This window comes from Stenotrophomonas sp. 22DLJC03 (assembly GCF_056861405.1).
In genome coordinates, this window is the sequence record NZ_JBSPUG010000003.1 from 581,394 (window position 1) to 596,119 (window position 14,726).

A 14,726-nucleotide genomic window follows, 5' to 3' on the forward strand; every position below is an offset into this window, starting at 1 on the left:
CAATGTGCAGGACGGCCGCCTCAACCTCGTTGGCGGGCGGCCGCTAACCCGGTGCGCTTCCTGTGCTGGGCCCGGCCCGGCGACCGGTGGCCTGCGCGATGGATCGCGCGCCTGCGCGGTGCCCTCGCGGTGCCGGTCGTCCTGAACTGCCTTGCGGATCCTTCCATGCCTTCTTCCCGCTCCGTCGCCGCCCGCCGCCCGGGCAGCATCGCCCACAAGCTGATGCTCGGCACCGCCGTGATCGCGCTGCTGTGCTTCGGCCTGACCGCGTTCCTGATCTATCGCCAGGCCAGCGCCAGCCTGGTCAATGCCTCGCGCCAGACCATGGCCAGCGAAGCCACCGCCGAGGCACGCCAGGTCGCGGCCGACCTCGGCACGGCTTTCGCCAGCAACGATGCCATGGTTGAAAGCGTGCTGGCCCAGCGTGCCCGTGGCGACGTGCCCGATCGCGCCAGCCTGGCGGCGGTGCTCGGCGAACAGCTGCGTACCCATCCGGAATGGCTGGGCAAGAGCACCATGTGGGAAGCTGATGCCTTCGATGGCAAGGATGCCGAGTTCGTCAACACCGAGGCGCACGATGCCACAGGTCGCTACATGAGCTACTGGGCCTGGCACGATGGCACGCCGCAGCAGTCGACGATGACCGACTACACCGAGACCGCCAGCGGCTCCGGCGACTGGTACATGGTACCCAGCCGCGACAAGCTGGCGAAGGTGAGCGAGCCCTACGCCTATGACATCGGCGGCCAGCAGGTGCTGATGAGCACGCTGAGTACGCCGATCGTCGAAAACGGTACGTTCCTCGGCGTGTTTACCGTCGACTTCTCGCTGGCCGCGCTGCAGAAGCACCTGGCCACGCTGAAGCCGATGGGCGCCGGCCGCGTCGAGCTGCTCTCGCCCAATGGCGTGGTGCTGGCTTCGGCCAATCCCGCTGAAATCGGCAAGCCGCGCAGCGATGCACTGACCCGCAGCATGCTGGCCGACATCGCCGCCGACCGCCGCTTCGAAGCCTTCACCCCGGATGCGGCCGGCAACGTGCGTGTGTACGTACCGCTGCGCGTGGGCGATGCCCCGCAGCGCTTCGCGCTGGGCGTGGTGATGCCGCATGCGGTGATCGTGGCAGAGGCGCGCCAGCTGCTGTGGCTGACCCTGCTGGTCGGTGTGGTGGCCGCCTTGACCCTCAGTGCGGGTGTCTACGTGCTGCTGCGCCGCCTGGCGATCCGCCCGCTGGCCGAAGCGGTGCGCGTAGCCGGCGATGTCGCCGCGGGCAAGCTGGACAGTGCGCTGCCGACGCGCAGCAATGACGAAGTGGGGCGCCTGCTGGAGGCGATGCAGGGCATGCGCGGCCAGCTGCAGTCGGTGATGGCCGCGCAGTCCGAAATGGCGCGTCGCCACGATGCCGGCGAGCTCAGCTACCGCATGGACGCCACTGTATTCCCCGGCGAGTACGGCCGCATGGTGGCCGACAGCAACCAGCTGGTGGCCTCCAGCAATGCGGTCACCCAGCGCCTGGTCGAGGTGATGCAGCGCTACGCAGTGGGTGACCTCAGCGTGGACATGGAAGCATTGCCGGGCGAGAAGGCAGTGTTCAGCGCCGCGATGGCCACCACCAAGAGCAATCTGGCGGCGATCAACGATCAGATCCAGCAGCTGGCTGCTGCGGCTGCTGCCGGTGACTTCGCGGTGCGCGGCGACGCCCTGCGCTTCGACTACGATTTCCGCCGCATGGTCGAAACCCTCAATACCATGATGGAGGTCAGCGACCACAACCTGGCCGAGCTGTCGACGCTGCTGTGTGCGATCGCCGCCGGCGATCTGAGCGCGCGCATGCAGGGTGACTTCCATGGGGTGTTCGCGGTGATGCGCGACGATGCCAACAGCACCGTGCAGCAGCTGACCCGGATCGTTGGCCAGATCCAGCAGTCGGCCGCCAGCATCCGCCTGGCCGCCGGTGAGATTGCCGCCGGCAACAGTGACCTGTCACGCCGCACCGAGCAGCAGGCCGCGAATCTGGAAGAAACCGCCGCTTCGATGGAAGAACTGACCTCCACCGTGCGTCAGAACGCCGACCACGCGCTGCAGGCCAATACCCTGGCGGGCTCCGCTGCAGGTGTCGCCAGTGAAGGTGGCCAGGTGGTCAGCCAAGTGGTGCAGACCATGGAGCAGATCGAGGCCTCCTCGCAGCGCATTGCCGAGATCATTTCGGTGATCGATGGCATCGCCTTCCAGACCAACATCCTTGCACTGAACGCGGCAGTGGAAGCAGCACGCGCCGGTGAGCAGGGTCGTGGCTTCGCCGTGGTCGCCAGTGAAGTGCGCGCGCTGGCCCAGCGTTCGGCGGGTGCTGCCAAGGAGATCAAGGGGCTGATCGACGCATCGGTGGCACAGGTCGGTGCCGGAGCGCAGCTGGTACACGGCGCCGGACGCACCATGCAGGAGATCGTTGGCCAGGTCGGCCGGGTCAACGAGATCATGGCCGAGATCTCGGCGGCGTCGCGCGAGCAGTCGGCGGGCATCGAGCAGGTCAACCAGACCGTGGTGCAGATGGACGAGACCACCCAGCAGAACGCTGCGCTGGTGGAGGAAGCCAGCGCCGCAGCGCGGGCGATGGAAGAACAGGCCGAGCAGCTGGCGGTGGCGGTATCGCGCTTCCGGCTGCAGGCCGAGCCGGTAGCCGCGGCACGCTACGCGGCCTGAGCCGCGGCTGGCACAAATGAAGACGCCCGGCAAAAGCCGGGCGTCCTTGTTTCAGCTTGCTGGCATGCCGGTACCGGGTCCGGCAATCGCAATCGTTCAGAACATGCCTTCGAAGGGGTTCCAGCTGGCTTTGCCCTTCACCTGCTCCAGGTAGTAGCTGTAGTTGGTGCTGGCGGCGACCAGGAAGTTCATGGCAATGAACAGTGGACGCGCAACGACATCCGGCAGGAACAGGGAGACGATGCCCAGCACGATGCCGATGCCGATCACCACCAGCGCCTTGCGCCACATCCCCAGGATGAGCAGGTAGATGAAGCCGAAGAAGAACGCGAAGAAGTTGATGTTGATCTTCAGGCGGTCGCCGAAGGACAGCGCCTTCCAGGCGTGTTTGAATCCCGGCTCCTTGGGAGCACCGTGCTGCTGGAAGAAGTTGAAGCGGAACTGCCACTTCGGGCTGAAGCGGGTGAGGTCGACTGCGTTCATTGACGATTACGTCCTTGTAGGAAAACGATTACATGGTACGAGGCCGCCGGTTCAGGAAACTACCCTCAACCGTCAAAAATGTGACGCGCCCAGCATGTGCAGGTCTGCGGCGGGGCGCCGCACCGTCACCCATCCGCCTTGTTTTTAGGATAGGGTGCGCAGTTCCGCCGCCGCCCCAGCTGATTCCGGGCAGCGGCGGGATGTCCATGGAGGTTGCATGACCACACCTGCTACACCGGAAAACGCACCGGGACCGGTGCTCCTGCCGACACCTGAAGTGGTGCAGGCACAACAACTGCTCGCACGCCAGCAACTGGCGGTGGCAATGGACCGTGCGCGCACGGCGGCCACGCAGAACGCGGCACCGGCCGCGCTGGAAAGCGAGTAACCCGCAACACCGCCGATCGCGCTGGCCAGCCGCCAGCGCGATCGCGGCGCGCGTCGCCGGTCAGAAGCGCGCGGTCATGCTCAGGAAGTAACTGCGCCCGGCCACGAAGTAGTCGGTGGAGCCTTCCGCGTACAGCTTCTTGTCGGCCAGGTTGCTGACGCCACCACGCAGGGTCAGTACCTCGTTGACGTTCCAGGCGGCGGTCAGGTCATACAGGGTGTAGGCCTTGAGGAAGGTCGTCGCCGTGCCGGTCTGCTTGCCGGTGTACTGCGCCGACAGGCTGCTGGAGAACGTCGTGTTGGGCGTCCAGTCCAGCGACGAGTAGCCCGAGAACTCCGGGGTATCGATCAGGTTCCTGCCGGTGGTCAGGTTCTTGGCTTCCTTCATCCAGGTCGCCGAGGTGCGCCAGCGCCAGTGCTCGCCGAAGCGGACGTTCAGGTTGCCTTCCATGCCGCTGGTACGCGCGCGCTGCACGTTGCTCATGCGCGTCCACCAGATGCCGTTGAACTTGCCCAGCGGTGCGTATTCGATCTTGTTCCTGAAGTCGGTATGGAAATAGGTCAGGCCGGCATCGACCAGGTCGTTGTCGAAGCTGATGCCGATCTCGCGGTTGGTGCTGGTTTCCGGATCCAGGTCCGGATTGCCGGCCATGTAGCAGCCGCCACGGGTATAGCCCAGCGGGATCAGCGAGGTGCAGCCACGGCCGCCGGACTGGGTGGCAGCGCTGGGCGAGTTCTCGGTCAGGCTGGGCGCACGGAAGCCCTTGGAGACGCCACCGCGGACCGTCCACTGTTCGGCCGGATGCCAGACCAGGTACGCACGCGGGCTGACGTGGCCGCCGAACTTCTCATGGTGGTCCAGGCGCGCGCCCAGGGTCAGGGCCAGCGTGCGGTGCAGCTTCAGCTCGTCCTCGACGAACAGCGCCCAGGTATCCACCTGCAGGTCGGAGCCACTGACCGCGTTGCCTGCGTAGTCGATCGGCGCGCGGCCGATGGTGTCGGTGTTGGTCAGTTCCTGGCGCTTCCACTGGCCACCCACGGCGAACTGGTGTTCAACACCCAGGGTGAACGGCGTGGTCAGGCTGCCCTCGATGATCGTATCGGTAGCCTCGGAGCGGCCGGTGGCGCCGATGTCATTCTTGTACTCGGTCCAGTACGCGCTGATCTTCGAGTTGCCGAAGCTCCACTTTCCATCGTGGTTGAGCGCCAGCGAACTGCGCTTGAGTTCACTGGCACCCCAGGCGCCTTCGTCCTGCTTTTCCAGCGAGGCATCGATGAAGGCCTGCTGCACGCCATGGCCGGCTTCCAGCGACAGTTCCTGCGCATCGCTGAGCTTCCATTGCAGCAGTGCGTCGACGTTGCGGTCCTTCTCGCCGGCATAGGCATTGCCGTAGACGCCGCCGTTGGACTGGTCCGAATCGCGGCGCATGCTGTTGGCACCGATGCGCAGGCCGAAACGTTCGCCGAGCGGGCCGGAGAAGGTCGCGCCGATCTGCTGGGTGTCACCGCGCTTGCCGTCACCGGGGCGGGTGTAGCTGTGGGTGGCGCTGCCGTTCCATTCGTCGCCGATGCGGCGGGTGATGATGTTGATCACGCCGCCCATGGCGTCGGAGCCGTACAGCGACGACATCGGCCCGCGGACCACTTCGATGCGCTCGATCTGGTCGGGCGAGATCCAGTTCAGATCCTGGCGGCCAAGGTCGGGTCGATAGTTGGTCGAGGCCGAACTGCCCATGCGCTTGCCGTCCACCAGCACCAGCGTGTAGTTGGACGGCATGCCGCGCAGCTTGATCTTGGACTGCTCGCCAACGGCGCTGAGGCCGCCTGTCACGCCCGGAACGCGGCTGAGCAGGGTGGCCAGGTCATGCACCGGCTGGCGCGCGATGTCCTCGCGGCTGATCACGCTGATGCTGGCCGGGGCATCCTTGATCCATTGCTGGTTGCCCGAGGCGGTGACCACCACGGTATCCAGGTCCTTGGTGGAGGCATCGGCACTGGCTTCGGCGGCGGCCAGGCCGGGGAGGGCAAGCAGGCAGGCGGCAGACAGGGCGGTGGCCAGGCGGGTGCGCGGCAGGCGCGCACTACGGAGGTGGGACGACAGGGACATGACGGCTTCCATCGGAGGAGGGAGACCCGGTGGAAGCAACAGGCGCAAGCAGTCAGCAGGCAGCCCCTTCCATGGGTCGTTGGGCGCGCGGCTCGAACCGGCGCAGCTGGGTGGGTCTCGGCCGCACGAAGACGGTGACCTGCCTGGTTAATGAAATGATAACCGTTCGCGTTTGTTACGATCCAGTACCTGGGGCGATGAAGCGACATCCACCTGGCCCGCCCGGAGATCGCCTGCTGTTTGCTGAATGGGGGTAAATCCCGGCGTAGACCTTCGCGCGCGGCTTACATCCAGCGCCCTAGACTGGCGCCGCATTTTCGATTCCGCCCCGTTGGAGATCGTGTGGGTTCCGGTAGTGACAGACATCGACTGTGCGGCCAAAGGCCGGCACAGCCAGGACAAGTGCGGGCGCCGGGAAGGCGCGCCGGGAACCTTCGTGCATGCAGCCCGGCCGGGATGGCCGGCCGTGCCGACTGCGCGGAGTAGGCGGCGATGGGGGGGCAAACCATCCACGCGGAAGCGGATACGCCCCGGCTTGACGCCGGCTGGGCGCTGCTGCCTGCTGAATCGCCACTGCAGATGCCCGAGCAGACCCTTCGCGACGGCCAGCTGAAGGTCCGCAGGCATCGCACATCGCCGCGCATGATCGGCCTGCGTCGGCTGTACATCTTCGGCGGCACCTTCGCCATGACCGCCATCGCCACCCGGATGATGTGGCGGGTGCTGTCGGCCAATGGCATCAGTGTGCTCGAGGCCTGCCTGCTGGTGCTGTTCGTGGGGCTGTTCGCGTGGATCGCACTGTCCTTTGCCAGCGCCGTGGCCGGCTTCCTGACCGCGGTGTTCGACCGTGGCTACCGCCTCGGCATCGACCCGGACAAACCGCTGCCGACCGTGCACAGCCGCACCGCGCTGCTGATGCCGACCTACAACGAAGACCCGCGACGGCTGCTGGCCGGCCTGCAGGCGATCTACGAATCGGTGGCCGCCACCGGGCAGCTGGAACGTTTCGACTTCTTCGTGCTCAGCGATACCCGCCGCGAAGACATTGCACGGGCCGAGGAGCAAGTATTCGCCGAGCTGCGCGAGCGCGTGCCCGACGGCCAACGACGGCTGTTCTACCGCCGCCGCGGTGACAACGGCGCGCGCAAGGCCGGCAACATCGCCGACTGGGTGCGCCGCTTCGGCGGAGCCTACCCGCAGATGCTGATCCTGGATGCCGACAGCCTGATGACCGGTGACAGCATCGTGCGCCTGGTTGCCGGCATGGAACACAACGCCGACGTTGGCCTGATCCAGACCCTGCCCTCGGTGATCGGCGGCCGCACCCTGTTTGCCCGCATGCAGCAGTTCGGTGGCCGCGTGTACGGTCCGGTGATCGCCCGCGGCGTGGCCTGGTGGCACGGTGCCGAGAGCAACTACTGGGGCCACAACGCGATCATCCGCACGCGCGCCTTCGCCGATCAGGCCGGCCTGCCGGCGCTGCCGGGCCGCAAGCCGTTCGGGGGCCATGTGCTCAGCCACGACTTCGTCGAAGCGGCGCTGATGCGTCGGGGTGGCTGGGCCGCGCACATGGTGCCGTACCTGGGCGGCAGCTATGAGGAAGGTCCGCCGACCCTGACCGACATGCTGGTGCGCGACCGCCGCTGGTGCCAGGGCAACCTGCAGCACGGCAAGGTGGTGGGCAGCCGCGGCCTGCATTGGATCAGCCGCGTGCACATGCTGATCGGCATCGGCCATTACTTCACCGCGCCGATGTGGGCGATGCTGATGCTGATCGGCATCGCCATCCCGTTGTTCCAGGAGGGCATCGACTTCAACGCCCTGCTGCACCTGTCGCCCAGCGTGTACTGGCGCGCCCAGGACGAGGAACAGGTGGTACGCCTGTTCGCTGCGACCATGGCGGTGCTGCTGATGCCCAAGGTCCTGGGGTACCTGGCGATGCTGCTGGACCCGGTCGACCGTCGCGGCTGCGGCGGCGCGATCCGCGCATTCGTGTCGATGCTGGTGGAGACCGTGCTGGCCGCACTGATGGCGCCGGTGGTGATGTACGTGCAGTCGCGTGGCGTGGCCGAAGTGCTGTCCGGCCGCGATTCGGGCTGGGACGCCCAGCAGCGCGACGACGGCGGCATTTCCTGGATGGCGCTGATCCGCGGTTACGGTGGCCTGGGCGTGTTCGGCGCCTTCATGGGCGTGCTGGCGTGGGCGGTGTCGCCGTCGCTGGCGGCGTGGATGGCACCGGTGGTGATCGGCATGGTGCTGGCCATTCCGGTGGTGGCACTTACGTCCTCGCGGGGCCCGGGCGCCTTCCTGCATCGCCTTGGCCTGCTCGATATCCCCGAGGAGAACATCCCGCCACCGGTACTGGTGCGCGCCGCCCAGCTGCGCCGGGAAGCGGCCGAGCAACCGCCGCTGTACTGATTCCCCTGTGCCAGCGGCATAATGCGGCTCGAACTTGAAGGAGCCGCATCATGCTGCAAACGGTGGAACAGGAAACCGGCGCTTCGCCGCAGTGGTCGGTGATCTGGCTGCACGGCCTTGGTGCCGATGGCCATGACTTCGCGCCGATCGTGCCGGAACTGGTACGCCCACACTGGCCGGCGCTACGTTTCGTGTTCCCGCATGCACCGGTGCGGCCGATCACGATCAACAACGGCGTGCCGATGCGCGGTTGGTACGACATCGTTGGCATGGACTTCCGTTCGCGTGCCGACATGACCGGCGTGCAGGAATCGGTACTGCAGCTGGATGCGATGATAGCCCGTGAGATCGAACGCGGCATCGCGCCGGAAAAGATCTTCCTGGCCGGTTTCTCGCAGGGCGGTGCCATCATCCTCACCGCCGCGCTGTCGCGTACCGCGCCGCTGGCCGGCCTGATTGCGCTGTCCACCTACCTGCCCGAAGCCGAGGCGGCCAAGCGTATTGAAGGTGCAGTGCAGGTGCCGGTGTTCATGGCCCACGGCAGCGCCGATCCGGTGATTCCGCAGGCAGTGGCCGCGCACAGCGCGCAGGCACTGCAGTCGCTGGGCCTGGCGGTGGAATGGCATAGCTACCCGATGGCCCACCAGGTCTGCGCTGAAGAGATCCAGGCGCTGGGTGACTGGCTGCAGGAACGCCTGGGCGTCGCCTGAGCCATGCCCCCGGCCAGCACACCGCCGTGGATGCCGGAACTGTGCCGCCTGCCACGGCTGGCGGCGATGCTCGGCCTGGCCGAGCTGGTCGTGGTGGTGCTGGCCCTGGCGCCCGACGGCAGCCGCCACTGGACCTTTGGCGAACTGCTGTCGGCCAGTGGCTTTGCGCTGTGGCTGGCGCTGGCGGTGACCGCCAGCCTGTGCCTGCTGCGGCAAGCGCTGTCGAAGCTGCCGCAGATGCTGGGCGCGGCCGCGGCGATTGCGTTGGCGGCGCTGATCGCGGTGGTCTGCGCCGGCATCGTCCACGCCCTGTATGCGGTGCTGGGGGACAACTTCGCCAGCGGCATCAGCTTCTGGCGCTTCACCCTCGGCAGTGCCGCAACCACCGCACTTATCACCGCACTGGCCCTGCGCTACTTCTATGTGAGTGATCGCTGGGCCGCACAGGTGCAGGCCAACGCGCGCGCGCAGGCCGATGCGCTGCAGGCACGGATCCGCCCGCATTTCCTGTTCAACAGCATGAACCTGATCGCCAGCCTGCTGCATCGCGACCCGGCAGTGGCCGAGCGCGCGGTGCTCGACCTGTCCGATCTGTTCCGCGCAGCCTTGGGTGCGGGCGAGGGCGATTCCACCCTGCGCGACGAATGCGAGCTGGCCGAGCGCTACCTGTCGATCGAATCGCTGCGCCTGGGCGAACGCCTGCAGGTGCTCTGGCAGCGCGACGAACCGCTGCCATGGGACCTGCCATTGCCGAGGCTGGTACTGCAGCCACTGGTGGAGAATGCCGTGCTGCACGGCATCTCGCGCCTGCCCGGGGGCGGCACCATCGAACTGCAGCTCGTCCGCGAGGGCAATGAGCTGCAGATCCGCGTACGCAATCCGGCGCCCGATCCGCAGGCCCCGGGGCTGGCCCTGGCGCGGGGCGCGGGTCATGCCCAGCACAACATCGGCCATCGCCTGGCCTGGCGCTTCGGCAGCACCGCGCGGATGACGGCCGGCTGGAGCGAGGGCTACTATGCCTGCCAGGTGACAGTGCCGATCCAGTGAGGGGACGATCGTGAGGGTAGTCATCGCCGATGACGAACCGCTGGCACGCGAGCGGCTGCGCAGCTTGCTGGCAGCGCAGGAAGGCGTGGATGTAGTGGCCGAGGCCGGCAACGGCGAGCAGGCCCTGCACGCGTGCGCGGAACTACAACCTGATCTGGTCCTGCTGGATATCGCGATGCCCGGACTGGATGGCCTGGAAGCCGCCCGCCATCTGGCCAGCTTCGAGCCGCGTCCGGCGGTGGTGTTCTGCACCGCCTACGACGCGCATGCGCTGTCGGCGTTCGAGGCGGCCGCGATTGATTACCTGATGAAGCCGGTACGTGCCGAGCGCTTGGCGGCCGCCATCGCGCGGGCACGCACGTTCCTGGCCGGCCGTGACGGCCAGCCGCAGGACCACCGCGGGCAGCAGGCCCGCAGCATGTTGTGCGCGCGCCTGCGCGGCAGCCTGCGCTTGATTCCGCTGGATGACATCCATTACCTGCAGGCCGAAGAGAAGTACGTGGTGGTGCACCACGCGCGCGGCGAGGATCTGATCGAGGAGTCGTTGAAGTCGCTGGAAGAAGAGTTCGCCAGCCGCTTCATCCGCATCCATCGCAACTGCCTGGTGGCACGCCACGAACTGGTCGAGCTGCGCCGTGGCACGGGTGGGCAGGTGCAGGCGGTGCTGCGGCATGGCAAGCAACCGCTGGAAGTCAGCCGCCGCTGCGTGGCGACGCTGAAGCAGGAGTTGCGGCACCTGTGAGTGTTCCGCGCGGCCTGCGGCCGCGACTGCTTCGAAATCAACAGCAACAGCAACAGCGGGTTGGTCGGCTCTGTATTGCTGCGCGTATGGCGCAACGGTGTGGACATGCAGGGGACGCCGTGAACCCATCCATGGGGGCTTGGTCGCCGCATCCATGCGGCTCACACCCCTGCATGCCCACACCGTTCCGCCTTCGACAGATTTCAGCGTCGGACGGCAAAGGCATTGTTGTTATCGGGCGGGGAAAGAGGGGTCAGATCCCTTTTCCTGCGGAAAAGGGATCTGACCCCGGACGCCGCCGGCTGTTGCTTCTGCTTCTGCTCTTTCTTTTTTCTTTTGATCTTCCGTGGCTGACGCACACGGAAACGGTCAGAGGCCGGGCGGGGTGGGTGCGCGGGGGTGTCCGCGGCATGGATGCCGCGGCCAAGCCCCCAAGGATGGGTTTACGGCGTCCCCCGCGCACCCACCCCGCCCGGCCAAGCACAGCTGTTGCTTGCACGACCACACCAGCCACGAGGGGCTCCGCCGTTGGCCGTATCCCGCCGATAGGCGCGATAATGACCGGATGGAAACCGTCCGCATCGCCACCCGCAAGAGCCCGCTCGCCCTCTGGCAGAGCGAACACGTCGCCGACCGCCTGCGCCAGGCACATCCCGATCTGCACGTGGAACTGGTGCCGATGAGCACCCGCGGCGATGAGGTGCTTGACCGCTCGCTGGCGGCCATCGGTGGCAAGGGCCTGTTCCTCAAGGAACTGGAACTGGCCATGCTGCGTGGCGAGGCCGACTGCGCGGTGCACTCGTTGAAGGATGTGCCGATGGAACTGGATGCGCCGTTCGCGCTGCCGGCGATGCTGACTCGCCACGATCCGGCCGATGGCTTTGTTTCCAACTTGTATGCCTCGCTGGATGCGCTGCCGATCGGTGCGCGCGTCGGCACATCGTCGCTGCGTCGGCAGGCGCAGCTGCGCGCGCTGCGACCGGACCTGCAGCTGCTGGACCTGCGCGGCAACGTCAACACCCGCCTGGCCAAGCTCGACAACGGCGGCTACGACGCCATCGTGCTTGCGGTGGCCGGGCTGGAGCGGCTGGGGCTGGGCGAGCGCATCGTCGCCCGCCTGCAACCGCCGCAGTGGCTGCCGGCACCGGCACAGGGCGCGGTTGCGGTGGAATGTGATGGCAGCAATGCGCGCTTGATGGCACTGTTCGCCGGCCTGGATGACGCGGCTACCCGTGCCTGCGTCGAGGCCGAGCGGGCGATGAACCGTGCGCTGCATGGCAGCTGCCACGTGCCGGTAGCGGCGATCGCGCAGTGGCAGGGGCAGGATCTGCACCTGCAGGGGCTGGTCGGCAGTGCCAGTGATGGCCGCGCGGTGCGCGCCGAGGCGATCGGCCCGGCCAGTGACCCGGAAGCACTGGGCCAGCGCGTGGCGAAGATGCTGCTGGATGCCGGTGCCGGCGAACTGCTGAACGTCTGAGGCATCGCAGGTAGTGCTGGCCGCTGGCCGGCAACCTCGTGCCCCGATTGAATGCAGTTGCCGGCCAGCGGCCGGCACTACCGAAAGAAGAACGGGCGCCTTTGGCGCCCGTTTCTTATTTGAATTTGTAGACCACGTTCATCGTGGTCAGCGTATCGGTCTTGCGCTTGTCCTCGGCCACGTCACTGTTGTAACGCGCCTGCCAGCCGGCCTTCAGCGCCAGGTGCTCGTTCATGCTGACCGAGACGCCGAAGTCGTTCTGGCCGAAGGTGTTGTACGAACCCGATTCGACCAGGAGGGTGTTGACCAGGTCGGTGTTGTCGGTCAGCGAGTACTTCAGGTCGAACAGGCCACGACCAATCATGCCGGTGCGGGTGCGGTCGTCTTCGGTGCTGTGGGTGCGGCGCACACCGGGGCCGATCTGCGCGTCGAACGAGAAACGCTCGGTGTTCCACAGGCGGGTGCCGTAACCCAGGCCGAACGAGCTCTGGCGGTCGTAGGTGGCGAAGTCGTCACGCTCGGTACGTACCGTCGCGGTCAGCTGGCGATGCTCGCCCAGCTGCAGCGCGCTGCCGGCACTGCCGGTGTAGCGGTTGGCGGTGGTGTTGTTGCGGCGGGTGGTGGTGCCGTCGTCGTTGGTCTCGGTCACCTTGGAGCTGGAGCGCAGGCCGAACAGGTCCATGCTGTGCACCCAGTCGCCGTCGGTGTAGCGCAGGCGCAGGCGACCGTTGAAGCTCTCGGTGCTGCTGTTGCCGCGTGCCGAGGCGAAGCCGAGCTCGCCGCCGCTGCCGCTCCACGGCGAAGACATCGCCGCCAGTTCGGAGGCGTCCTGCGCATACGCAAGCGGCGCGCACAGCAGCAGGGGGATCAGCAGGGACACACGCAGGGACATCGGGGCTTCTCCGAAGCGGTTGACAGCCGGTGATGATACTGGAAGCGTGATGGCGGTCCGAATCGATCCAAAACGCGCTTCAGGAAACGTTCCTGCCGCCAGCCCATTCAGGGTAGATCGACGCGCAATGCCGGGTCGTTGAAGCGCGAATAGCGCAGGCGCAGCTGGAAGCTGCGGCCGTTGCTGCTGCCACTGCGTACGATCTGCCGAGGCAGGCCCTGCGCGTCCACCCAGTACTCCATGCGTTCGCCGGGCTGGGCGCCGCGCAACCGGTAGTGGCGGGTTTCGACCCCATCCAGGGACTGGCTGCCGAGGTCTTCGGCCCGCAGGTCGGCGGGCAGGGCATCGGCCGGCAGCGGGTTGCGCCATTGCTCAAGCAGGCCCGGCGGGGTCGGGACCTGGCGGACCCCGCCGTCGGCCTGCAGGAACATGGTGTCGCCGATGATCGTCTGCGGTCCGGCCGCGGTCTGCAGCCGGAATCGATCGGGGGCGACGAAGTCCATGGCGCTGCGCACAGGTTCCGGCGCACCCAGCACCTCCAGCTCGGCATGGAAGCTGCGCAGGGTGGCGAAGCGTTGGCTGGCCGCCAGCACTGCCTGCGCCGGATCGGCGGCAGGGACGGCGGCCTCAGTGCCGGCCGGAGCCGGTGCGCGATCACAGGCGGCCAGCAGCAGGCAGGCCAGCAGGGGCAGGGCAGGCAACCGGCGCATCGGGTGTTCCATGGGGCGGGGGGCGCCCACGATAGCCCAAACGTCCCACACAAGACCCGCGACTCGGACATAATCGGGGGTATGGACCGATACGAACGCATCACCGCCCTGCATCGTCTGCTCAAGTCCGCGCGCTATCCGGTGACGGTGGCGACCCTGCAGGACAAGCTCGGTTGTTCCCGCGCCACCGTCTACCGCGACCTGGCCTTCCTGCGCGATGCGCTGATGGCACCGATCGAGGGCGACGGCGAGGCCGGCTTCCGTTACCAGGCCGACGAGAGTGACCGCTTCGAGCTGCCCGGCCTGTGGCTGAGCTCGGAGGAGCTGCACGCCCTGCTGGCCTCGCAGCACCTGCTGGCACGGACCGGCGGCGGCGTGCTGTCCTCGGTGCTGGCACCGCTGCAACAGCGCATCGAGAGCCTGCTGGCGGCCCAGGCCGGCGTCTCCAGCTGGCCGGTGGACCGTGTGCGGGTGATCCCGCACCGTGGCCGCAAGTTCGACGAGGGCAGCTTCCGCAGCGTGGCCTCGGCCGTGCTGGAGCGCCGCCAGCTGGCGTTCGAGTACCGCGCACGCTCCACCGACGAGCCGACCAAGCGCACGGTCTCGCCGCAGCGCCTGACCCATTACCGCGACAACTGGTACCTGGATGCCTGGGACCACGACCGCGAGGCCCTGCGCAGTTTCGCCGTGGACCGCATCCACAAGGCGCGGGTGGTCGACAGCACGGCCCGCGACGTGGCCGACAGCGAGCTCGACGAACAGCTGGGCGCCAGCTACGGCATCTTCTCCGGTGCACCGAAGGGCTGGGCGACCATCCTGTTCAGCGCCAAGGCCGCGCGCTGGGTGGCCGACGAACACTGGCACTCCAAGCAGCAGGGCCGTTTCCTGGCCGACGGCCGCTACGAGCTGAAGGTACCGTACAGCGTCTCCCGCGAACTGCTGATGGACGTGCTGCACTACGGCTCGGATGCCGAGATCGTCGAACCGGTGATGCTGCGCGAGCAGGCCAAGGCGCTGCTTGAGCTTGCCCTGAGCAACTACGACAACTCCTGACCC

Annotated in this window: 12 protein-coding genes; 8 read left to right on the plus strand and 4 right to left on the minus strand. The window is 67.3% G+C overall.

The window, feature by feature from the left end; all coding sequences use genetic code 11:
- Positions 1-165 precede the first annotated feature (165 nt).
- Positions 166-2,697 (plus strand): methyl-accepting chemotaxis protein, encoded by a 2,532-nt coding sequence (locus AC13GA_RS13395; protein WP_482998344.1) that lies wholly within the window; start codon positions 166-168, stop codon positions 2,695-2,697.
- A gap of 96 nt (positions 2,698-2,793) precedes the next feature.
- Here the strand turns inward: AC13GA_RS13395 and AC13GA_RS13400 are convergent, their stop codons facing one another.
- Entirely contained in the window at positions 2,794-3,180 is a 387-nt protein-coding gene (locus AC13GA_RS13400) for a DUF2628 domain-containing protein (protein ID WP_046984802.1), read from the minus strand.
- A gap of 217 nt (positions 3,181-3,397) precedes the next feature.
- On the opposite strand from AC13GA_RS13400, the gene AC13GA_RS13405 reads away from it, so the two are divergent.
- Positions 3,398-3,568, plus strand: coding sequence for a hypothetical protein (locus AC13GA_RS13405; RefSeq protein ID WP_169050326.1), 171 nt, complete (start codon positions 3,398-3,400; stop codon positions 3,566-3,568).
- 60 nt (positions 3,569-3,628) lie between these two features.
- Here AC13GA_RS13405 and AC13GA_RS13410 read toward each other — a convergent pair whose 3' ends face one another.
- A complete protein-coding gene (locus AC13GA_RS13410) occupies positions 3,629-5,674 on the minus strand; it encodes a TonB-dependent receptor domain-containing protein (protein ID WP_482998345.1) in 2,046 nt (681 codons plus the stop codon).
- 492 nt (positions 5,675-6,166) lie between these two features.
- On the opposite strand from AC13GA_RS13410, the gene mdoH reads away from it, so the two are divergent.
- The 5 genes from mdoH to hemC all read left to right on the plus strand — a co-directional run bounded on the left by mdoH (position 6,167) and on the right by hemC (position 12,068).
- Positions 6,167-8,092, plus strand: coding sequence for a glucans biosynthesis glucosyltransferase MdoH (gene mdoH / locus AC13GA_RS13415; protein ID WP_046984804.1), 1,926 nt, complete (start codon positions 6,167-6,169; stop codon positions 8,090-8,092).
- 50 nt (positions 8,093-8,142) lie between these two features.
- On the plus strand, positions 8,143-8,802 hold the full coding sequence (locus AC13GA_RS13420; RefSeq protein WP_482998346.1) for an alpha/beta hydrolase: 660 nt from the start codon (positions 8,143-8,145) through the stop codon (positions 8,800-8,802).
- A 3-nt stretch (positions 8,803-8,805) separates the two neighbouring features.
- Positions 8,806-9,849, plus strand: coding sequence for a sensor histidine kinase (locus tag AC13GA_RS13425; protein WP_482998347.1), 1,044 nt, complete (start codon positions 8,806-8,808; stop codon positions 9,847-9,849).
- A gap of 10 nt (positions 9,850-9,859) precedes the next feature.
- Entirely contained in the window at positions 9,860-10,591 is a 732-nt protein-coding gene (locus tag AC13GA_RS13430) for a LytR/AlgR family response regulator transcription factor (protein WP_046984806.1), read from the plus strand.
- 565 nt (positions 10,592-11,156) lie between these two features.
- Positions 11,157-12,068: a hydroxymethylbilane synthase gene (hemC, locus tag AC13GA_RS13435; RefSeq protein WP_136639056.1), complete on the plus strand. Its 912-nt coding sequence runs from the start codon at positions 11,157-11,159 to the stop codon at positions 12,066-12,068.
- Between the two features lie 115 nt (positions 12,069-12,183).
- Here hemC and AC13GA_RS13440 read toward each other — a convergent pair whose 3' ends face one another.
- Both AC13GA_RS13440 and AC13GA_RS13445 read right to left on the minus strand, forming a co-directional pair.
- Positions 12,184-12,960 carry a DUF481 domain-containing protein gene (locus AC13GA_RS13440; protein WP_046987542.1) on the minus strand — a complete coding sequence of 259 codons (777 nt, stop codon included), beginning with the start codon at positions 12,958-12,960 and terminating at the stop codon, positions 12,184-12,186.
- Positions 12,961-13,067: 107 nt separating this feature from the next.
- Entirely contained in the window at positions 13,068-13,670 is a 603-nt protein-coding gene (locus AC13GA_RS13445) for a LolA family protein (RefSeq protein WP_046987543.1), read from the minus strand.
- A gap of 81 nt (positions 13,671-13,751) precedes the next feature.
- On the opposite strand from AC13GA_RS13445, the gene AC13GA_RS13450 reads away from it, so the two are divergent.
- Positions 13,752-14,723, plus strand: a complete 972-nt coding sequence (locus AC13GA_RS13450) for a helix-turn-helix transcriptional regulator (RefSeq protein ID WP_482998348.1) — start codon at positions 13,752-13,754, stop codon at positions 14,721-14,723.
- Positions 14,724-14,726: the final 3 nt, after the last annotated feature.